The organism is Solwaraspora sp. WMMD937, from assembly GCF_029581175.1.
In the GTDB taxonomy this organism is placed as follows: Bacteria; Actinomycetota; Actinomycetes; order Mycobacteriales; family Micromonosporaceae; genus Micromonospora_E.
Map to the genome: position 1 here is coordinate 737389 of NZ_CP120738.1, position 22021 is coordinate 759409.

Genomic DNA, 22021 nt, shown 5'->3' on the forward strand with positions numbered 1-22021 from the left:
CCAACCCGCAGGTATCGGCGCAACGACGGGTGTCTCACTGGCCGATCCGCCGCCCCGGTGTGCGGTTTTCCGGCCGGGACGTCAACCGGCCGGGGTGGACCGACCGGTCGGCGGTCGCTACGCACCGGACTGGCAGGTTTACAGTCGGGTATCAGGCACGCGGCTGGTTGCGCATGAACACCCGAGTCGCCTCCACTCGCGTCCTGACCTGCAGCTTGTTGAGGATGTTCGACACGTGCACACCGACCGTACGTTCGCTGATGAACAGCGCCTCGGCCGTCGCCCGATTGGTCCGTCCCTCCGCGACCAACTCCAGCACCTGACGCTCCCGGTCGGTGAGCACCGCGAGCTCGTCCGGACCGCCCGGGGCGAGCACCTGACCAGCCCGCCCGACCATCGAGGTCCGCTTCGCGCGGTCGTTGACCAACGCCCGGGTCACCCGTTCGCCGACCGTCGGCGGGCTGGTCAGACCGGCCCGCAGGGTGACCCGTTCCTGGCTGTCCATCTCGGGCATCGGTTCCGGCTCACCCGCGCCCAACGCCACCCGGGCACGGGAGGCCAGGGCCTTGATCTCCTCGGTGAACGGACGGGCACCGAGCCGCCGGGCGGTCCGGTACGCCGCCTGCAGCGCCCGGGTCGCGTCCGCGTTACGGGTACGGATCGCGTACAGCGCCTCGGCCTGGCGCAACCGGGCGTAGGCCGCCGGGTACGGATGGCACCGCCGCTCCCAGACCTCGGCGGCCCGCGACCAGAGCATCGGGTCCGACCGGCCGTCGATCCGGCTGATCTCCGCGGCGCAGAGCTCCCGGTAACCGATCACCGCGTCGCGTACCGGTGCCGCAGTCTCCGTGTTGCTGCTGCGCTCCATCCGACCGACCACCTTGACCAGGCGCTGCACCGCCTTCGGATCGATCGGGGTCCCGCTGGACCGGGCCTCCGCCTCGGCCCGTAGCCCGTGCCAGACCAGCGGCGCCTGCAACCAGACGTCACCCGAGTGCCGCTCGGCCAGGTCGATGCCCTGCTGTACCGCCTCCCGCGCCTCGGCATGCCGGCCACGCCACATGGCCAGCCCGGCGCGCAACGTCAGCAACGGCAGCATGTGCCGCATCCCGCCGCCAGCGGCCAGCAGGGTCTCGATCGCCTCCAGGTCGGACTCCGCCCCGTCGAGGTGGCCGAACCCCACATGAATCCGGCAACGGGCCAGCAGCAGCTCTACTGCGTCGGCCCCGGACGGCCGATGCCGCAGCGCAGCCGTGATCACCTCCTCGGCCTCACTCCACCGGCCGAGCCGGAACAGCCCGTTGGCGGCGGCGGAGAGTAACCGGGTGCCGTAGGTGCGGGCCAACCCGACCCGCTCGGCCCGTTCCGCACCGTGGCGGGCGACCGCGACCCCCTCCTCCAACTCGTTGAGGTGTCCACTGAGCAGCTCGGCGAGCTGCAGGTCGGCGACGGCGACGTCCGCCGGACCGCCGGACAGCTCGGCGGTACGGCGCGCCTGCCGGACCGCTTCCTTGCCCGCCGCCGGGTCGTTGAGGTATGCCTGGCTGTAGCCGAGGGTGACCCCGGCCAGCACCATCGCAGAGGCGCAGTCGGGCACCCCGGCAGCCAGGTCAAGTGCCTCCTGTGCCCGCTGGCCGGCGTCGGCGTACCGGCAGAGTTGCAGCAGTAGATCGGCGGAGTGCGCGGCGGCGGCGACCCGCTCGCCGGAGGTGGAGTCGGCCGCAGCCAGCGTCCGGTCGTACTCGCGCTCCGCTTCGGCCAGCCGACCGACCGCCGTCAGGTACCGTGCCCGCAGGGTGTACAGCCAGGACGGCGGCGGACCGAACAGGTTGGTGGCCAGCTGCTCCAGTAGGGCCAGCGCGCGCTCGTGCTCGCCGCTACGGTGCGCTGCCTCCGCCGCGCGTCGGCCCAGCATGGTCGCGTCGAACTCGACCAGCCAGGCCGGCGGGACCTGGTTGGCCAGGTCGACCGCGCTGGCCCAGTGCTCGAACGCCTCGGCGAAGCCGTACAGCCGCTCCGCCTCCTCGGCGGCGGCGACCACGGCCGGCAACGCCCGGGTGGTCTCGCCCGCCTCCCGCCAGTGGTACGCCAACCGGGCGTGCTGCAGGTCACCGGTGGGGCCGGCGGCGAGCGCCTCGGCGTACCGCCGGTGCCACCGGACCCGCTCGCCCGGCAGCAGCCGCGGCTCCAGGACCTCCCGGATCAGCGGGTAGCGGAACCGGTACCCGTCCGGCTCGGACAACAGCACCCGCTGGCCGACCGCCTCGCGTACCGCCTGCAGCAGCCGGTCCTCGCCGAGCTGGGCGACCCGGGCCAGCAGGTCGTGAGCGACCGGCTCCACGCCGGCGGCGACCGCATGTGACACGAGCTGGGCGTCGGCCGGCAGGGCGTCGACGTGGGCCAGGGTGATCTCGCTCAGGGTCTCCGACAGGCCGTCCCGGCCGTCCCGGGCGTCCCGGGCCAGCTCCTCGGCGAGGAACGGCACCCCACCGCTGCGCCGCCACACCGACTCGGCCAGGTCCGGCTCCGGGTCGCCGCCGAGCAGCTCCGCGACGAGTTGGGCGGTTTCCGTCCGGTCCAGGGGCTCCAGCTCCAACACGTGGACCGCCCCGGAACGCGACCGGGACCGGCGTAACTCCAGCAGCATGCGGCGGATCGGATCGTCGCCCCGCAGCGTCTCGGTCCGCGCGGCGCCGAGCAGCAGCAGCCGGACGTCACCCAGCCCGGCGAGGAGGTACAGCAGCAGATGCCGGGTGGTCAGGTCGGCCCACTGCAGATCGTCCATGACCAGCACCAGGGTCCGTCCGGCGGCGACCGCGCCGAGTCCACGGGTGAGCCGTTCCAGCAGGTCACCGGCTCCGTCCGGGTGCCGGGCCTCGCCGTCCAGCACCGAGATCAACTCGTTGGCCGCGGCGCCGGACAGAATGCCAGCCCGGCCGGCCTCCGGCCGATAACGCCGCAGAGCCTGCCGAAGTGGGTGCAGCGGTGATGAGTCCCCAATGTCCAGACATGCCCCGGACAGCACCAGGGCACCGGCAGTACGGAGCCGGTCACTGGCCGCGCTCAGCAGCCGCGACTTACCGATGCCGCTCTCGCCCATGACGAAGACAGCGGCCGTGTTCCCCCGCTCGACCCTACGTAGCGACTCGTGCAACACCTGCAGCTGAGCCTGCCGCCCGACGAAGGGAACCTCGTCGGAGCTGGGGGCCAGCGACCTGCCATCGCGTGACTGTGTCAATCCGATCACCGACATAAAGGGTGGGAGTATCTGACATACGTCGTTCTACAGATCCTAGGGCTGCGCTGGGCTGCAAACGTTTCAGCCATCCGTCCCGTAGGTCGGTCCACACGGACCGGATCAGGTCCACCCGGGAGCGGACTGAAGCACCACCACCACCGCGCAGGAGGCGATCATGAGGACGCTCCGCCGCAACTACCGCCGCCCCACCGGCCCGACCCACGCAGTCGGCCCGATCTGCCGTACATCCGTAAGGTCGACCCACCGTTACTGTGCCAACTGCGGAACGCGACGGAAACCGCCTTCTGGCTGGTCCGTTCCAGCCGCCCGGACCCGCCGCCGCACGGTCAGCGTGCTCTTCGTCGACATGGTCGGCTTCACCGCCCTGTCCAGTCGGCTTACTCCGGAGGAGGTCCGCGACGTGCAGCTGCGCTACTTCCACGCGGTGCGGACGGTGATTCGACGGTGGGACGGAGTGGTGGAAAAGTACATCGGAGACGCGGTGATGGCGGTCTTCGGCATCGCCGGCAACGACGACGATCATGGCGATGGCGGCGCGTACCCGGCGGTGCGGGCCGCTCTCGAGCTCGCCGACGCGGTCCGCCGTACCGACTTTCCCGACAGCGCGCGGGTACGGATCCGGGTCGGAGTGGCCACCGGAGCGGCGGCCGTCGACACCGCGGGTGCAGTCGACGGCGGAGTCGGATTCCTCACCGGCGACTTGATCAACGTAGCCGCTCGGCTGCAGGCGCATGCCGCCCCAGGCGATGTCGCCGTGGCCGCGGAGACCTACCGGGCCGCCGGCACGAGGCTCAGGTTCCACCAACAACCACCGATGTCGATCACCGGCCGGAGCCAGCCGGTACAGGTGTGGCGGCCAGTGCCGGTTCGGCGGCCGCTGCTCGCAGCGGCCGCCGAACCGGCGGATCAGGCGGTACGTGGGAGGCCCACCGACCACCCACGTACCGAACGGCCGATGTCGGCCGCTCCGGTCGTCACAGCCTCAGACCCCGGTCACCGACCGGATCCAGCTCCGGCTGGACGCCACCGAGGCGTAGTTCTGGTACGTCGACCCGTTGCCGGTCGAGCAGACACCCACCTGCTGCCCGTTGTAGAACTGCGGACCGCCGGAGTCACCCCGCCAGGCCACGCCGTTCACCCCGGTGCTGCGGATCGCCGGGCCGCCGTACGCGTCGGACGCGCCGTTCGTCGTGGTCCGCACCGAGGCGGCCTTCAGCTGCGCCGAGGCGTCACAGTTGCTGCAGGTCCGGCCCCAGCCGTAGATGGTGTTCGTCGAGCCGACCGGTGGGTTGCTGGACGCCAACGTGACGTAGCTGGTGGAGACCGCCGAGCTCAGGTAGAGCAGGCCGAGATCGTACCGGCCGTACGTGGCGCTGACCGTGCTGGTCGCGCCGCCCGAGGAGCGGTAGACGCTGCCCACTCGCACCGACATCGACCCGCCGAGACAGTGCCGCGCGGTCAGCACCCACCGTGAGGCGATGATCGAGCCGGAACAGGCGAACGAGCCGTTCTGGAAGACGGCGGCCGCCCATGGTGCCGAGGAAACCGTGCCGCCGCCGATGATCTGTTGCGGTGCCGCAGCCGCGGCGGACGGGGCCACGAACGCGCCGACCAGCGCGGTCGCGGCGATGGCCAGGGTGAGTCGGATACGCAAGGCTGGCTCCTTAACCGAAGGGGTTGCCCCGGAGGATTCCGGGCCGGTCGGGCCGGTGTCCCACGACGGGGTTCCGTCGGTGGACACCTGCTGTCCGGCGACGCCGGGCAGGCGCCGCACCGGCGACGCGAGTCGCGCATCGGTGATGCCAGAGATTAGGCTTCGACGGTTTCCACGACAAGACTTCGGACCGATTATTTCTGATAGCGTCCCACGGAGCGACCTGCCCCACGAAGATATGACGTACGCAATATGCATTGTCGTCCGTCATAGTAAGTACAATGATCGGGTGGATGCTCGCCACCCGGCGTTGGCCTGGGGTGGCCGGTGGACCTTGGCGAGCCTGGGTAGACCTTGGCAAGCCTGGATGGGCCGGTGGGCGCGGCTCCCGCCGCGCGGGCACCGCCGCCATCGGCCCTCCACACGTGCAGTGGCCGACATCCGGGCCGACGAGTGCACTCTTCGCACCCGCTGTGACGCGCCACACCGTTCGCCGTAACGGGAATGGCAAGCGCGACGGCTAGCTTGTGAGATTGGCTGCGCGCCTGCACAGCGGCAGCACTGGCGTACCAGTCGGGTCGCGACGACCCGCGCCCTACCGCGCGCAGACGACGCGCCCTCGCGGAAGAGGAACCATGACAGCGCTCGCCCAACGGCCCGGCGGGTCCGCACCAGTCCCCGTCGTGGAGCCGACTCCCGGTGAGTCGCTCAGCCCATGGCAGCGGATCCGGCTGATCCTGGTGCTCGGCACGCTCATCGCGGTCGGCCCGTTGACCATCGACATGTACCTGCCGGCACTACCGGCAATCAGCGACGACCTGCAGACCACCGCAGCCGGCGTCCAATTGACGCTGACCGGCACGCTCGCCGGGCTGGCCATCGGCCAGTTGATCATCGGGCCGCTGTCGGACGTGTGGGGTCGACGCCGACCGCTGCTGGTCGGCACCGGTCTACACGTGCTCGCCTCGGTCCTGTGCGCCGTGGCACCGAACATCGCGGTGCTCGGCACGCTGCGGATCGTCCAAGGCTTTGGAGCCGCCGCTGCGGCGGTGATCGCGATGGCGGTCGTCCGGGACATGTTCAGCGGGATCGCCTTCGCCCGCGTACTGTCCCGACTGCTGCTGGTCATGGGCGTCGCGCCGGTCCTCGCGCCGACCCTCGGCAGCGCGCTGCTCAGCTGGACGCACTGGCGAGGGGTGTTCGCCGCGCTCGCGGTACTGGGGCTCGCCCTGATCGCGGTGACCGCCCTTGGGCTGCCCGAGACGCTGCCGCCGCACCGCCGCCGTCCGGCCCGGGTGCTGGACACCCTCCGGGTGTACGGAGGCCTGTTCCGGGACCGGATCTTCGTCGGCCTGGTGCTCGTCGCCGGGTTCTCGATGGCCTCGCTGTTCGCGTACGTCGCGGGCTCGTCGTTCGTCCTGCAGGACCAGTACGGTCTCGACGAGCAACAGTTCGGTATCGCGTTCGGGGCCGGAGCGGTCGGCATGATCACCGCCACCCAGCTCAACGTACGGCTGCTCCGCCGCTACTCACCGCAGCAGATCCTGCGGACCTCACTGATCGCCGGGCTGGTCTGCGGGCTGATCCTGCTCGGCTTCGCGGCAACGAACGTCGGCGGGCTACCAGGCGTCCTGATCCCGCTGTGGGCCGTTCTCGCCGCAGCCGGATTCGCGCTACCGAACGCTCCCGCGCTGGCCCTGGCCGGCCACGGGGAAGCTGCCGGAACCGCATCCGCGATGCTCGGGGCGGTGCAGTTCGGTGTCGGCGCACTCGCCGCGCCGGTCGTCGGGCTGCTGGGCACCGGCAGCATCGCGATGGCGACGGTGATCACCGGAGGCGTGCTGGCCGCGCTGATCGTGCTCCTGGTCGTCGTACGTCCAGGCCGTCTGCCCGTTCCCGACCGGACGGCGCCGACATCGGTCGCGCCGCACTGACGTTGGCTGCGGCCCGGGGAGGTGCTTTGCCCCGGACGCGGCGTGCCCTGTATCCTCGACCGGCGGTGGTCTGGAGCGGCCGCCGGGGAGACTTCGCCTAGTCTGGTCTATGGCGCCGCACTGCTAATGCGGTTGGGGTCTTAAAGCCCCTCCCGGGTTCGAATCCCGGAGTCTCCGCGCTTCGGCGAGGCGTGTATGCTTGCCAGGCACCTGCGCCCGTAGCTCAACGGATAGAGCATCTGACTACGGATCAGAAGGTTAGGGGTTCGAGTCCCTTCGGGCGCGCGAGATCAACAGGGGGCTGACCTGCCGAAACGGCAGTCAGGCCCCTTCGCATTTCCATCCCTTGTGGTCGGTTGGGTGCTCGGATGGTGCTCGTACGACGAGCATCCCTCACGTCCCGGCCCGTCCAGCGGTGACCCGTCCTGTCCCGAAGCGTTTTGATCATGGTTACCCGCGTCGGACCCGAAGTCGAGATAGTAGGACGTGCTTCCGTGGGCGAGGTGCCGCTCTCCCCCGGCCGGGTTCGCGGTGCTGGAGGCGCGGCCGTGTCACCCGATTTGGTGTGCGGGGGCAGGCTGCCCGCTGCCGCTGGTATCCGTTAATGTCAACCTGCCGATAGAGGAACGTAGCGAGCGGTGATCACTTTCCTCCGACGATCGCCCCCGGCAGGTCCGTGCCGCCGCGAGTTTCTGCTCACCGACCAGCGCCCACCTGGGTGTAGTGGCAGGGCTGACCCCGTGGCCATCGTTTGCGATCAGCCGTGCAGCAGCTCGGGTGGCACCTGCGCCGGCAGCGGCGGAAGCTTGTACGGTGCCAATACCTGTCGCACCTGCTGTGAGCTGCGGATTCGCGATTTCGAGGCACCGTCGTGGTCATGGTGTTCCCACTGATCTATCTGGTCACGGTTCGCATGTTCGACGCCCTGCTGTACGCGGCTCGGAGCGACAAGGTCGTGCTCGCGGAACTGCTGGCCCTGCGCCATGAGGTCGCGGTGCTGCGCCGTCAGGTCCACGGCCGACCGCAGTTGTCCTGGCCGGACCGGGCGATCCTGTCGGCGCTGTCCCGCATTCTGCCCCGCGCGTTGCGTGTGCATCGGATCGTGACTCCGGCGACGCTGCTGGCCTGGCACCGGCGGCTGGTCCAACGCCGCTGGACCTACCCCCACCGCGGTGGCCGACCACCGGTCAGCGATGAGATCCGCGAACTCATCCGCCGGATGGCCCGGGACAACCCCCGCTGGGGCCACAAGAGAATCCACGGCGAACTGCTCGGACTGGGCCACCGCGTCGGCCTCGGGACCATCCGCCGAATCCTGACCCACGGCCACCTCGGCCCCGCACCCCGCGACACCGACACCTCCTGGCGGAGGTTCCTGCGTACCCAGTCCGCCGGCCTGCTGGCCGCCGACTTCTTCCACGTCGACACTGTGTGGCTACGCCGTCTGTACGTGCTGGTCGTCATGGAGATCGCCACCCGACGGGTCCATCTGCTTGGCGTGACCGACCACCCGACCCAGGCGTGGGTGACCCAGCAGGCCCGCAACCTGCTTGCCGACCTCGGCGAACGGACCAGCGACTTCCGGTTCATGATTCGCGACCGCGACACCAAGTACGCCGCGTCGTTCGATGCCGTACTCGCCGATGAGAGCGTGCAGGTGGTGAAGACACCGCCGCGTACCCCGACGGCGAACTGTTTCGTCGAACGATGGGGCCGCAGCATGCGCCAGGAGTGCACCGACCACGTCCTGGTCTACGGCCAGCGGCATGCCAGGGTAGTGCTGACCGAGTACGTCCGACACTTCAACGACCATCGGCCGCACCAGGGACGCGGGCAGGTACCGCCCAACCGTGAACCGGGCCTCGTGATGCCGATCGAGGGCGCTATCCGGCGACGCCGACGACTCGGCGGCGTCATCAACGAGTACCACCGGGCCGCATAAACCGATCTACGAACCCGCAGGTCAACGACCGGAACCCCGTCTTGGCACCCTACAGGCATCCTCAACGAGTACGAGCATGCCGCCTGACCTGCACGGATGACATTCTCGGCAGGCACAACGGCGGGTTGCCCGCTCAGCGCCGCCGGGTGACCCTGATGAAGGTCTCGGGGGCGCCCCGCCCACCACGAGGTGCGTCGCCGTCGTCCTCAGCGGACGCCACCCCCGGTGCGTTCTGCCGAACCGTCCGGGGGGTGTCGTTCGCGAGATGCTGGAGCCGAAGCTGACCACAGGCTGCTTCGATGTCCTGGCCTTGAGTGTCACGAACGGTGACGTTGACCCCGGCGGAGGCGAGTTGGTGCCGGACGGTGCTCAGTCGCTGGTCGCTGACGCGGCGGAAGGTCGGACCACCCAGGACGGGGTTCCACCGCATCAGGTTGATCCGAGCCGGCGCGCCAGCGAAGTAGTCGATCATGCGGGAGACGTCATCGTCGGAGTCGTTGACGCCGGGGAGCAGAAGGTAGACGAAGGTGACGATGCGATTGTGGCGGTCCGCCCAGGACAACGCACTGCCGATCACCTCGTCGATGTCATGGTTACGCGCACCGGGAATCAGCATGCTTCGCGACTCTTGCGTCGTCGCGTGAAGAGAAATAGTCAGGTTGATCTTGATGTGCTCTTCACGAAGACGCTTGAGCGACTTGGGGATACCGATCGTGGAGATGGTGATGCCACTGGTCTTGAACCCAAGCCCCCGCCGTTCCCGTAGGATCCGAATGGCGGCCATGACGTTGTCGTAGTTGTGCAAGGGCTCGCCGATCCCCATGAACACGACGCGGTTGACGCCCGGACCGAGCGCGAGGATCTGCTGAACGATCTCACCGGGAAGCAGATGCCGCTTGAGCCCGTTGCGTCCCGATGCACAGAACTGGCAACCGAAAGCACACCCCGCTTGCGAGGACACGCAGGCTGTGTAGCCGTCGTGACGACGGATGCGCACGGTCTCGATGAAGTTCCCGTCGACAAGCTCGAACAGGAACTTGATCGTACGACTCCCCGTGGTGCGGCTACTCTCGATCAGCGATGATCCGCGCATGTCGAGCTGCCCGCCGCAGGATTTCAGCACGCCAGCCGGATCTTTACGCCGCACGTAGAGCTTATCGAAGATGTCGGCGGCTCGCTGCTCGTCGCCGAGCTGTTCAGCAAGCTGGTCGAATGACAGATCGAAGACCGACGGCGTGACGGGTCGTCGTGGCCGTCGGGCAGGGAGACCCTCGACGACCTGGGACGAAGAAGACATAAGGCTTATGTTACCACGAGGCGAGATAACACGTCGACTGGAGTGGCGCCGGGGCGCTTCTTCGCATTTCCGGTAGCGCGGTAGATACCCGTAGTCGACTCTCGAGTCTGGGACGAACACGGTATTTAGTGATCTTCAGGTGGCCTGTCACCTTTTGATCGTCCCCGGCTGGGACCCTTGGTCGCCCAGTCCGGCATGACTTACTGCCCCTGTCGCTCGGATGATCCGGGAGGTGTTGTCGCCGGGTCGGGTGGCGTCAACGGACCGCTGATAGCGCCTCTGTTTGTCAAGCGGTTTACCGATCGCGACGGCCGAGCGGCCCGAGGGTTGGTGGTGGGACCGGGACGTCCCGCGTCGGTGTCGGCGGTCTGGGCCAGGGATCGACGCGGGCCGCTACCACTGCTCGGTGTCCACGATCTACCGCATTGCCCGCGCGGCCGGGCAGAGCCGGGAACGACGCCGCCTGGCGGCCCATCCGCCCCGAGTTCGGCCGGAACTGATCGCGACCGGACCGGGCAGGTGTGGTCCTGGGACATCACCGCCTTGAAGGGATTCGGCGAAGGCGTTTGGTGCCGGTGTTACGTCGTGATCGACATCTACTCGCGGTGCGTCCAGGGCCCCGGCAGAGTCGTGACTGCTTCCCGGAGTACCAAGCGTCGATCGTTTCGCCTTTGACGGACAGAGTGGTCTCGGTGAGCCGGTCGCAGTCGAGAATGACGTGGGACCAACCGTCGTCGGCGACCCGGCGCAGGGCGGTGTGGAGATCCTCGGCCTGTGTGGTGAGGACCGTGATGCCCTCGGCAAGGTACCGGTAGGCGGTCGCCCGTGAGATGTCGAAGCCGGCGCCGAGCAGCGCGACGTCCTCGCCCTTGCGGAACCAGACGAGCACCATCAGCGCCTGGCGGAAGCAGGTCAGGGCACGGGCGCCGGTACGTATGCGATCACGTGGGGTCCTCACCGGTGGGTGATCTTGTGGTGAGAACTACCTACCGAGGGCCCCACGCCCTCCTCCAGCACTGTCCGACTTCACCGGCTTCGTCCGTGTCGCACCAATCAAACCTTTACTGAGATCAGCTCACTGTCGCGATTCAGCCGCCTGGATCCGCGCCGGAACCGACCGCACCAAAGCTTGCTGATCAACAAGCTCTGACCAGGAGGGATGAGGTTTTCGGCACCCCACAACCTTGCCTGAGCCCTGGGAGCGGGACGAGCTCGACCGCGTCGGAAGACGATCGAGGTTCCCACATGAGACGACGCCCGGATGCCAGCAGTCTAGTTTTAATAGAAACTTCATCTGCTTGCATCGATCAGCCGGTCACGCCCTGCCAGCAGGCTTTGACCTGCGGATTCTCCCGCCTCGCGCCGAGTTGCTGCACCACGACCGGCCACCGCCCACAGGTAGCATCAGGGCTCGGTTGCGGCGTACCCGAGCCAGCTTGGCGGAGGAGGAGCACGGTTGAACACGCCGTCCTTCAGCGACCTTGGCCGCTTCCTGGACGCCAATCGGCAAACGTTGCTCACCGTGCTCACCGTGCTGGAGCTGTTGATCCTGCTGGTAGTGCTGCTGCGGTGGTTCGACCGCCGGTACGGCATCCGGGGCACCGGGCAACGAATCCGGCGTGGCATCTGGGGCGCGGCACGGGATCTGGCGGCGCCGATCGCGGGCTTCGTCCGGCTCCGGCGAGGGGTACGAGTGGTTGCCGGGAGCTTCGCCGGGTCGGGTCCGGTGCCGCTGGCCCGAGCCTGGATCGGATCCGCCCAGTCAGCCTTGGGCGGCCGGAACGATTTCTGGCCATACCTGGTGTTGCTGGGCAATGGGCAGCTCAGCGTGCGACTCGCCGGCGCGGGAGCGGACGTGCCGTCTCCGGCGGCGGAATCCCCGTGGCAGGTCACTGGGCCGCGCCACTGGCGGGCCCGTGGTCCGCTGCCCTCCGGTTCCGCACCGGCCGCCAGCGACTCGCTACCGATCGCCGTAGGAGTGACGGACAGGACGCTGGTCATGCTGGACTTCGCGCGCTGCCCCGGAATCCTGTCCGTACACGGTGCCCCGTTACCGGCGGAGCGGCTGGTGTCCGCGTTGGTCGCCCAGCTGGCCGCGCTGACCAACGGGCACGGCGTGCACCGCCTGATCGTCGCGGCGGAATCCGGCTACGACGCCGGGGCGGTCGGGGTCGACCGGATGCCGCTGTCCGAGGCACTCACAGCTATCGCGACCCGTCCGACACCGGACGGACGTACCGTCCTGGTCTGCCGGCGGCCCGATCCGCAGGCGGCAGCACGGCTCGCCGACCTGGTCGCCGATGATCCCGGACTGCTGGTCCTGGTCGCCGGCTACCTACCCGGATCGCGTTGGCGGCTACGGGCCGACCTGGCCGGCCGGGTGACCGCACCGGAATTGCTACTCGACGTGGACTCCACGCCACTTGTCCGGTGCCTGTTGCCCCGCCGCCAAGCTGCGGCCCCCGCCCCAGCTGCGCCCGTCTGGGCCGAGGAAGAGCCACCCGGACCTACCGGCGGAGCATCCGCAACGCCAGCGGAACCCGCCATGCCTGAGCATCCCCGGCCACCCGTCCCGGCGGCGAGGCCGCCGGCCGCCATCCCACCGTCCAGACCGTCGGCTCCGCCCACCGCTAACGATGACCTGATCGAACAGGGGCAGGACGGGCAGCCGCCGACGGCGTACTCCGGTATCGAATCTGTCGGCCGGACTGGAGACTGATAAATGCGCCTGCTGCTCACCGTCGTCTCCGGCGGTGCCAACCGGGACATCGCGATGGACGTCGAGGCGGCCACCCAGGTGGGCGCACTCATCGAGCAGGACGGCTCCCGGAGCGACTGGTATCTCGACGGCACGCGGCTGAATCCGACCTGGACGGTCAGCCAGGCAGGGCTGGTCGCCGGAGTCCGGCTGGGCGCCGGTGCGCCGGTACCCGGTAACGGGGTGCGGTACCTGCCGGGCGACCCTCGGACCCATTGGCTGGAGGTGCACGGCGTCGGTGGCCCGAGCGCCGGGCGAGTCTGGCCGGTCGGCCTGGGCTGTCACGACATCGGCTCGGCACCCGGGTCCGCGATCGATCCGGGCGGCAGCGGGGTGCCCGCCCACGCCGCTCGGCTCACGATTGACGAGCAAGGTCGCGCCTGGGTGGCCACCCGTGGTGCCGGGGCGCGTCTGGCGATGCCACGGCCCCCAGCCCAGAACGACCCGATGCCCGCACCCGGGCACCCTAGTCACATCGAGCAGCGAGGGTCGAATCTCCGGGCCGGACACGGTCCGGAGCACCCGGATGAGCCCGACGCCTCGGGACCCGGACGCGATGGATCCCGCCGCTGGCCGACCGGCGTGGACCTGGCGGTGGGCGGCAGCCTGCTACGGCTGGTGTCGCGCCCGGCACCGGATGCCGCGGTAACGCCGGCCGTGGACGTGCCGATGCTGGATTTCAACCGGCCGCCGCGGATCGTGCCGCCGCTGCTCTTCGCACGGCGACGGCTGCCCAACCCGCCGATCAAGCCGAACAGCCGCCCGATCCCGCTGTTGATGATCCTCGCCCCGATGGTGATGGGGCTGGCGTTCGTCTTCCTCTTCCGGTCGTACTTCTTCCTGCTGATCATGGCGCTCAGTCCTATCCTGGCATTGTCGAACTGGTACACCGACCGACGCAGCGGCCGTAAGCGGTACCGCAGGGATCTCGCCGAGTACCTTCGTAAGCGCAGCCGCATCATGCGGGAGTTGACGGCAGCGGTCGCCGAGGAACGGTTGGCCCGGTGCGAGGCGTCGCCGGACCCGGCGACCGTTCTGTACACGGCCGTCGGCCCTGGCCGTCGGCTGTGGGAACGTCGCCGCCGCGACCCCGACCATCTCGTGCTACGGGTCGGCACGCTGGATCAGCCATCGCTGATCGAGGTGGAGGATCCGGCCCGCGCGGACACGGACCGCCAACTGCGCTGGACCGTGCCGGACGCGCCGGTCACCGTGGATCTGGTCGACCGGAAGGTGATCGGTCTGGCCGGTGCGGCGGAGCTGACGTATGCGACGGCACGCTGGCTCGTCCTCCAGGCCGCCGCCCTGCACAGCCCACGTGACCTGCGGATTCACGTGCTGACCGAGCCGGCTGGGGAGGAGCGGTGGGGCTGGGTGCGTTGGCTGCCGCACACCCGACCGGCCGAGGACGGCGTCCAGACCGGGCGGCCCTACACGCTGGTCGGCAACGACCCGGAGACCGTGGCGAACCGGGTGGCCGAGCTGGTGGCGCTGGTCGCCGCACGGACCAAGGCCCGGGGCTCGCAACTCGGCCAGGTCCTGTTCAGCGAGCCGGACATACTGCTGGTCGTCGACGGCGCCCGCCGGCTGCGCGACGTGTCCGGCATGGTGCAGGTGCTCACCGACGGGCCGGCAGTGCAGGTATTCGCGATCTGCATCGACGCCGAGGAACGGCTGCTGCCGGAGGAGTGCACCGCGGTGTTACGCGCGGACGTGGACGGGCTGACGGTACGGCAGACCGGCGTGCCCGAGGCCACCGGTGTACGTCCGGACGTGATCACCGCCCAGTGGTGCGAGCGGGTGGCCCGGGCGATGGCTCCGCTGCGGGATGTCACCCCGGACGAGACGGCCGGGTTGCCTGACCGCAGCCGACTGCTGGAGCTGCTGGACGCCGACCCGCCGGACGGTGCCGACCTGGCCGCACGTTGGTCCCGCCAACCCGCCTCCACGAGCTTCGTGATCGGTAGTGGTTTCGACGGAGCGGTCGCGCTCGACCTCGTCCGCGACGGGCCGCACGCGCTGGTCGCCGGCACCACCGGCGCAGGCAAGTCCGAGCTGTTGCAGTCCATGGTGGTATCTCTGGCCGCGGTGAACCGCCCCGACGAGTTGACCTTCGTGCTGATCGACTACAAGGGCGGTAGCGCGTTCCACAGTTGTGTACGGCTGCCGCACACCCTCGGCATGGTCACCGACCTGGACAGCGCGTCGGTGGTCCGGGCATTGGAGTCACTCGGCGCGGAGTTGCGCCGCCGCGAGGAGATCCTGGCCCGGGCAGCCGCCAAGGACCTCGTGCAGTACCGGGCGATGCGTGGCCGCGACCCGTCGCTGCCGGCGGTGCCCCGGCTCGTCCTGGTCATCGACGAGTTCGCCACGCTCGTCCGGGAGGTTCCGGACTTCGTGCCCGGGCTGGTCAGCCTCGCGCAGCGTGGTCGCTCGCTGGGCATCCATCTGATCCTGGCCACCCAGCGCCCGGCTGGTGTGGTGACCACCGACATTCGCGCCAACACCAACCTGCGCATCGCGCTGCGGGTCACCGATCCGATGGAGAGTTCGGACGTCATCGATGTACCGGACGCCGCGATGATTCCGGCGGCGACCCCGGGCCGGGCGCTCGCCCGACTCGCCCACCGGTCCACCCTGCCCTTTCAGACCGGGTACGTCGGCGCGGTGTACCAGGGTGCCGGCCCGGACACCGCTGAGTCCGGGCCGGCCGCTCCGGTGTACGGCACGGAGTTGCCCTGGTCCCGGCTGGGCCGGGCGCTGCCGCCACCGGTGGTGACGACCCGTGGCGGTGCCGCACCTGACGAGTTGGCCGCCACCGACCTCGACGTACTGGTCGACGCGATCGAAGCCGCCGCCCGGGAGGTGGGCTGCGAGCAGCAGCCGAGCCCATGGCTACCGCCGCTGCCGCCGGTCGTGCTGCTGGACGACCTCACCCTGCCGGAGTCGCGCACCGGGCCCGGTCTGCCGCCGGTACCGTACGCGCTGGCCGACCTGCCGTTGCAGCAGAGCCAGCCGGTGCTCGCCTGTGACCTCGCCGCACTCGGACACCTGTACGTGCTGGGCGCCTCCCGTTCGGGACGGTCGCAGTTGCTGCGCACGCTGGCCGCGTCGCTGGCCCGGTCGCTTTCCTGCGCGGACCTGCATCTGTACGCCGTCGACGCGGCCGGCGGATCGATGATGGCGCTGGCCGAGTTTCCGCACTGCGGTGCGGTGGTGCCCCGGGCCGACCTGGAGCGTCTGGAACGCCTGCTCGGCCGCATGCAGGGCGAGCTTGCCCGCCGACACGAGTTGCTGGCCCAGCACTCCTGCGCCGGCCTCGACGAATTGCGGTCGGCGCTGCCGCCAGCGCAGCGTCCGGCACACCTGATGCTGCTGGTGGACGGCTGGGACTCGCTGGCTGCCGTCCTCAACGACCACGACGGCGGACGGCTGCTGGACCAGTTTCTCGGCCTGCTACGCGAGGGGCCGGCCGCTGGGCTGCATCTCGTGATGTCCTCGGAGCGGTCTCTGTTGACCGGGCGGGTGGCGAATCTCAACGACCACCGGATCATGCTGCGGATGGCCGACCGCACCGACTACTCGGTGATCGGTGTCAGTCACCGTCGGGTGCCGGAGGTGGTGCCGCCCGGACGGGGCTGGCACTCGGCGGACCAGGCGGAGATTCAGGTCGCCCTGCTGGACCTGGATCCGTCCGGCCCGGCGCAGGTCGAGGCGATGCGTCGGATCGCGGCTCGGGCCGCCGCCCGCGACAGCGCGGTGCCGGCGCAGCGACGGCCGTTCCCGGTGGCCGGCCTGCCCGCCGCAGTCACCTTCGCCGAGGCGTTTGCACAGGTCCCGGCTGAGCAGCGGCATCCGCTGCGGGCGCTGCTCGGGATCGGCGGCGACGCCGCCGCACCCTGCTATGTGGACTTCGCTGGCCGGCAGGCCACATTTCTGGTCGCCGGTCCGCCCGGCTCGGGCCGCAGCAACACGCTGGCCACGCTCGCGGTGTCGCTACTGGCCGGGGGCACCGCGCTGGTCATCCTGACGCCCCGCGAGTCGGTGTTGCGCCGGTTGACGGTGCATGACCGGGTGCGGGCGGTCGAGGGGCCTGCACCGGACCCGGCGCAGGTGACCGCCGCGCTGGATGAGCTGGGCAGCCCGCTGGTGGTGCTGGTCGACGACGTCGACCTGTTGGGTTTCGCCAATCCGGTGGAAGCGGTACTGCGCCAGGTGGTGGGCACCGGCCGGGACCGGGCACTCGGTCTGGCGTACGCGGGAACGGCAGAGACCCTCACCCAGTCGTTGGGTGGCTGGATCGCCGAGGCCCGTCGCTCACGGCAGGGCGTGCTGTTGGCGCCGCAGTCGGCCATCGAGGGTGACCTGGTCGGAGCCAGGGTGCCGCCGGGGCTACTGCGCTCCGGTGGGCGACCTGGTCGCGGCTACGTTCCGGATCCGGCGACCGGCGCATTGAGTACGGTCACGATTCCGCACACCGTGCTGCGCTGACCCGACTCGGACACGGTCACCGGGGCCACGCTGGGCACGGCTACCGGGGCCACGCGGGCCGCGCGGCCCCGGTAGCTGGTGACGGCTACCGGGCCGCGCGGCCGACGCGGGCCGCAAGAGGCGACGTGGGTCAGCTCGCGGGTGGCGGCTGGGACAGCGCCTGATCCATGTCGCTCAGGTTCTTTGCGATCATCGAGAAGTGCCCCGCGAAGGTCTCCAGATTGCTGACGGCCTTGGTCAGCGAGTTGGTGAAGTCGGTGTACTGCGACTCCATCACCGGGCTGGCCTGCTGCAGCCAGAGGCCGCCCTGGCTGGTCAGCAGCTCACTGACGTTAACCTGCAGGTTCTTCAGCACGCTGGCGATCTCCGCGCCCTCGGTGGTCAGCCGCCCGGCGACGGTGTTGACCAGGGCGTAATCGACGTTTACCTCTGCCATCGGATGCCTCCAATCGGTCGGTCAGGCCGAGCTGCTCGAGGCCGCGATCTGCTCGTCCATCGTGCTCAGCTGAACCGTGATGTTGTGGAACTGCTGCGCGAAGGAGCGGATGTTCTCGATCGCCGCGGTCAACTCGGTGTTGAAGGTCTGGTACTGCCCGCTGAGGGTGGGGCTGGACTTCTGCAACCACAGGCCACCGTCGCTGGTGAGCAACTGGGACACCGCGGTGAGTAGATCCTCCAGCCGGGGCACGGTCTGCGTCACGGCGGAATTGAGCTGTTCGTTGACCGCCTGGACCTTGCCGAAGTCGACGGTGATGTTGGGCATGGCATTGCTCCAAGGGTGGCTGGGTCACATGGTGACGGTGGTGAAGGGGATGTAGTCGTCGTCCTCGGATGACTCCTCGGAGACGAGTGTCCACTCCCCGGTGTTCGGATTGCCGGTGTACTTCTTGGTGCCATCCGAGTCCACGACCGTCTTGGTGCCGGAGTCCGGTCCGGTCACCACGATGTCGGTCGTGGTGGTCTCGCCCTCGTGGTCGACGGTCACCTGGTGCGATCCACCGTCGGGCTTCGGGGTGACGGTACTGGTTGTGGTGCCCTCGCTGGTGGTGGAGGTCACCACGAACGAACCGTCGTCGTTGGTCTTTTTTACAATCTTCTCCTCCATGCCGTCGGAGTGGGTGACGGTGGAGGTGTAGTCGACGACATCGATCTCCCCGTCGCCGTCGGTGTCACGGTAGGTGAACTCGGTCGTCTCGGTATAGGTCAGTCCGTCGCCGGAGGTGACCGTGGTCGTCTCGGAGATGACGTTGCCGTCTTCGTCCAGCACCGCCGAGGTCTTGTTGCTGCCCACCTCTGCGGTGCCGTCGATCGAGGTGGGCGGATCCCCCGGCTCCGGCACCGGGGGGCCACTCCACAGCGGCACCGAACCGTCGACCAGGTTCCCGTCCTTGTCGTAGTACTGGAAGGTGATCTCCCGGTCCTTGAGGTCGAGATACCGCTCGTACGCGGCTGTGTCGGCCTGCCAGCCGTTGACGCTGGCCTTGAGACGGTCCAGGTTCACCTTGCCAGCGACGTCCGCGTCCAGGTCGAAGTAGGCCTTGGCGATGCTGTCGAAGGTGTTTGCCAGCTCGTCAAGCAGCTCCATCGAGTCCTTGAACGGGGAATGGCAGGCAGAGAAGAAGGCGCTCAGTGTGCCGTACAGGGCCGAGTTGCCCACCTGGCTGGAGTCGACGACGGTCCCGTCGGAGGTGACCACCGCCCGACGCGACCCGGTCTCCACATCAAACTCGATCTTGCTTTTCAACTCACGCAGGCTGCCCGCGAGACTGTGCAGCAGCGCGTAGTCGAGCACCAGGTCGGCCACCCCGCGCCCCTTCCTCCGGCTCGTCGGCGTACGCCGTCTGTGTGATTCGACGCGGCTGGGGCCGCCAGCGGTTCACTTGTGAACCTCCGCGCGGGTGCGCCACGTCGAACAGGACGACGGCGTCCGGGGCAGCGGGAGGGTCCGGTGGGGGTACGGCCTGGTGACTGGTCACCGCTCACGCTGTCGGGTGATCCCACCCCCGGCGATCCGGATGTGCTGCGCAGCGTCGCCAGCTACATGGACATCATGGCCGACCACGCCAGGACCGCCGACGACGGACTCGCCGCGGTACTGCGACAGAGCGGTGACGGGGCGTTCGTCGGCAAGACCGCAGACTGGCTGCGCGAGCAGATCAGCAAGGAGATGAGCGGCTTCATCGCCGGGGTGCGGACAGCCTTCTCCGCCGCCGGGCCGGCGATCCGCACGTACGCCGAGGCGCTGCGCGAGGCTCAGGCCACGGCGGACCAGGCGCTGCGTGACGCGGCCGGCGCCGGCGACGACGAGGAACGGATCAAGGCTCTCAAGGCCACCGCGGAGAACGCCGCCGCGGATGTGGAATCCGCAGCGGGTACGGCTCGGCAGGCCATTCTCGACGCGACCGGCCACATCAAGTCACCCGTGACGCCGAAGTCGGCCTGTGAGGTGTTCTGGGAGATCTTCACCTGGCTGACTCTCATTGTCACCGTGGTCGCCATCTTCGTCGGCGGCCCGCTCGGCCTGATCGCCTTCGCGATGAACGCCGCGTTGGCAGTGAAGGCGACCCTGGATTTCGCCATGGGCAAGACGAACGCGCTGGGTCTGGCGCTCGGGCTGCTCGGGCTGCTCGGTCCCAGCACCCGACCGCTGATCGCCCTCGGCGACCTCACCAAGCTGGCCACCTCCGCCTGGCGCAACATCACTCAGTTCAGCCGGCACAGCATCAGCATGGCGCGCGCCGGCATCAACGACTTCTGGCGAACGGTGTCGACGCTGAGCCTCAGCGGGGCCATGCGCGGCATCGGCGACATCGGGGTCACCCTTGCAAACTCGGTGAGGGCCGGCGCGCTGATGATTCCCCGGATCGTCGGCCCGATCGACGGTCTGGCCGCCCGAGGATTCGTGGCCCTGGAAAAGTTCACCCTGGTCACCGTCCCGGCAGCGGTGACCAGGATGGGGAACATCGGGCAGCAGGCTCTGGTCCGGTTCGCTGGCGTGACGGCCGACGCGGGCAGGTTCATCGCCACCAACGCCGTCAGGTTCGGCAACCTGATGGCCCGTGAGTTCGGCGGCTGGCAATGGCTCCGGATCTTCCTGCCCCTGGCCGGTCATGAGATCCGCGCTGTCGGGGTGTCCGGGGCGTTCAAGCTCGGCGTGCTGGGTCGCGGGCTCGGGATGACCCGGTTCGACGGACTTGCCGCGCTCGGCGGCGGCGTCCGGCTCGCCAACGGCCTCACCACGGTGCACGTCGTCAAGCCCGGCGACGCGCCGCCCCCAGCCGGTGGGATCAACTTCAGTCCGAGTGGGCTGCACCTTCCCGACCTGATCGAAAAGCCGATGATCGGGGCGCCGGCGGCGCAGCAACTCAGCTTCTCGGCCCGTGGTCTCGACCTGTCCGCGGCACGTGGAGCGCTCGGCCTGCACGACCTCGCGGGGCTTCGCGGCGTACAGAACCTGGACGTACCGGTGCCGGGAACGGCCGGTACGGTCACCCCGATCCCCGCAGCCAATCTCCCCGGCGCGGCGCACGCGGTCGACCTCGGCCTCGTCTCCCGGCTGAATGCGCCGACCGTCAACCCGGTACCTGGGATGAACGGGGTCACCATGCCGGCGGTGGCCACGCCGAGCGCGGTGACCTTGCCGAACATGCAGATCGGCAACCTCAGCGCCACGCTGAACCGGGCTGCCGGTGGCGTCGAGGGCCTGACGGACTTCGGTCGCGCCGAGCTGCGCAACCTGCACATGGGCGAGGTCAGCGCGGTCCGGGTCTCGGAGACCGGGGTGGCGTTCAACCTCGGCGCGCCGGAGAAGGCGTTCGGCGATGTCAGCCTGGCCACGCCCACACCCGCGTCCGCGCCTACCCCGACACCTACCCCGATGTCCACCTCGACGCCCACCTCCGCGCTCACACCTAACCCGGTGCAGCTCGGCAAGGCCGCCGACCTGACCACCGTCCACCAGGCGCTGAACCTGCTCGACGAGCCCGGTGCGGCGGCGCTCACCACCCCGCACCGACTGGAACCGCCAACGGTCACCGTACCCACCGGCCTCGGTCGTGACCTCTCGACGCCAGCACCGCCCCGGCTGGATCAGGCCGGTGGCCCGTCACCGCAGCAGCTCAGCCACCTGCAGGCGCTGGAGCAGCTCAAAAAGGCACAGCACGCGCTGGCCAACGTCTCCGGGGACGCATTGGCCCTGGCCCGCGCCGAGAAGGACGTCCGGGTCACCGAGGCGCTGGTGCGCCGGACCGCAGACGGGCTCAAGGTCGAAGCTCCTGAGGTACCCCGCACCGTCGATACCCCACCGGCCCACCTGACCGGTGCGGTCGCACCAGACCTCGCGGCGGCCAAACCGGCCTCCGCGCCCGACCTGGCAGCGGCCAACCCAGCCGGGACGGCGGATGAATCCGTGCAGGCGCTGCAGGCCCGGCTGGAGAACCTGCGTGGCCCCGACGCCCCGCGCACCGACCTCGCCGGGCTGGAACTGGAGCACCGGTTCGCCCAGCTACGCCCAGCGGCCTCGGCCGACCTTGCCGAACTGCCGGCGGTCCCGACTCACCAGCCCGGCACCAGTATCGCGGAGCTGGAGAGTCGGCTGGCCGCGTTGCGCGGCACCGAGCTGCCCTCCCCCGCAGCCCGCCAGTTGGAGCTTGAACACCGCCTCAGCCAGCTCCGCCCGGGCGCAGC

14 protein-coding genes and 2 tRNA genes are annotated in these 22021 nt (G+C 69.5%); 6 read left to right on the forward strand and 10 right to left on the reverse strand.

Annotated features, from left to right (window positions below; translation table 11 throughout):
* Nucleotides 1-151 precede the first annotated feature (151 nt).
* Together O7621_RS03370 and O7621_RS03375 are read right to left on the reverse strand one after the other, a co-directional pair.
* The gene (locus O7621_RS03370) at nucleotides 152-3247 is read right to left on the reverse strand and encodes a LuxR family transcriptional regulator (protein WP_282232673.1); all 3096 of its coding nucleotides are present in this window, start codon (nucleotides 3245-3247) and stop codon (nucleotides 152-154) included.
* Nucleotides 3248-4241: 994 nt separating this feature from the next.
* Complete coding sequence (locus tag O7621_RS03375) at nucleotides 4242-4913, reverse strand: trypsin-like serine protease (protein WP_282232674.1); 672 nt, start codon at nucleotides 4911-4913, stop codon at nucleotides 4242-4244.
* 635 nt (nucleotides 4914-5548) lie between these two features.
* Here O7621_RS03375 and O7621_RS03380 point away from each other — a divergent pair.
* From O7621_RS03380 to O7621_RS03395, 4 genes are all read left to right on the forward strand, one after another.
* A complete protein-coding gene (locus O7621_RS03380) occupies nucleotides 5549-6847 on the forward strand; it encodes a multidrug effflux MFS transporter (protein WP_282232675.1) in 1299 nt (432 codons plus the stop codon).
* 86 nt (nucleotides 6848-6933) lie between these two features.
* Nucleotides 6934-7024 (forward strand) — tRNA-Ser (locus O7621_RS03385).
* 35 nt (nucleotides 7025-7059) lie between these two features.
* Nucleotides 7060-7132: transfer RNA gene (locus tag O7621_RS03390), tRNA-Arg, on the forward strand.
* Between the two features lie 592 nt (nucleotides 7133-7724).
* Entirely contained in the window at nucleotides 7725-8789 is a 1065-nt protein-coding gene (locus tag O7621_RS03395; protein WP_282232676.1) for an integrase core domain-containing protein, read from the forward strand.
* Nucleotides 8790-8922: 133 nt separating this feature from the next.
* Here O7621_RS03395 and rlmN read toward each other — a convergent pair whose 3' ends face one another.
* Nucleotides 8923-10086: a 23S rRNA (adenine(2503)-C(2))-methyltransferase RlmN gene (gene rlmN / locus O7621_RS03400; protein WP_282232677.1), complete on the reverse strand. Its 1164-nt coding sequence runs from the start codon at nucleotides 10084-10086 to the stop codon at nucleotides 8923-8925.
* A gap of 535 nt (nucleotides 10087-10621) precedes the next feature.
* Nucleotides 10622-11044 carry a transposase family protein gene (locus O7621_RS03405; protein ID WP_282232678.1) on the reverse strand — a complete coding sequence of 141 codons (423 nt, stop codon included), beginning with the start codon at nucleotides 11042-11044 and terminating at the stop codon, nucleotides 10622-10624.
* 498 nt (nucleotides 11045-11542) lie between these two features.
* On the opposite strand from O7621_RS03405, the gene O7621_RS03410 reads away from it, so the two are divergent.
* On the forward strand, nucleotides 11543-12805 hold the full coding sequence (locus tag O7621_RS03410; RefSeq protein WP_282232679.1) for a hypothetical protein: 1263 nt from the start codon (nucleotides 11543-11545) through the stop codon (nucleotides 12803-12805).
* A gap of 3 nt (nucleotides 12806-12808) precedes the next feature.
* A complete protein-coding gene (locus O7621_RS03415; RefSeq protein ID WP_282232680.1) occupies nucleotides 12809-17335 on the forward strand; it encodes an FtsK/SpoIIIE domain-containing protein in 4527 nt (1508 codons plus the stop codon).
* A 130-nt stretch (nucleotides 17336-17465) separates the two neighbouring features.
* On the opposite strand, the gene O7621_RS03420 is transcribed toward O7621_RS03415, so the two are convergent.
* From O7621_RS03420 to O7621_RS03445, 6 genes are all read right to left on the reverse strand, one after another.
* Nucleotides 17466-17771: a hypothetical protein gene (locus tag O7621_RS03420; RefSeq protein WP_282232681.1), complete on the reverse strand. Its 306-nt coding sequence runs from the start codon at nucleotides 17769-17771 to the stop codon at nucleotides 17466-17468.
* 21 nt (nucleotides 17772-17792) lie between these two features.
* Nucleotides 17793-18098 (reverse strand): hypothetical protein, encoded by a 306-nt coding sequence (locus O7621_RS03425; protein WP_281552692.1) that lies wholly within the window; start codon nucleotides 18096-18098, stop codon nucleotides 17793-17795.
* A gap of 24 nt (nucleotides 18099-18122) precedes the next feature.
* Entirely contained in the window at nucleotides 18123-19139 is a 1017-nt protein-coding gene (locus O7621_RS03430; RefSeq protein WP_281552691.1) for a hypothetical protein, read from the reverse strand.
* Between the two features lie 168 nt (nucleotides 19140-19307).
* On the reverse strand, nucleotides 19308-19745 hold the full coding sequence (locus O7621_RS03435; protein ID WP_282232682.1) for a hypothetical protein: 438 nt from the start codon (nucleotides 19743-19745) through the stop codon (nucleotides 19308-19310).
* Between the two features lie 6 nt (nucleotides 19746-19751).
* Complete coding sequence (locus tag O7621_RS03440; RefSeq protein WP_282232683.1) at nucleotides 19752-21077, reverse strand: hypothetical protein; 1326 nt, start codon at nucleotides 21075-21077, stop codon at nucleotides 19752-19754.
* Nucleotides 21078-21440: 363 nt separating this feature from the next.
* Nucleotides 21441-21827 carry a hypothetical protein gene (locus O7621_RS03445; RefSeq protein WP_282232684.1) on the reverse strand — a complete coding sequence of 129 codons (387 nt, stop codon included), beginning with the start codon at nucleotides 21825-21827 and terminating at the stop codon, nucleotides 21441-21443.
* Between the last annotated feature and the right edge of the window lie 194 nt (nucleotides 21828-22021).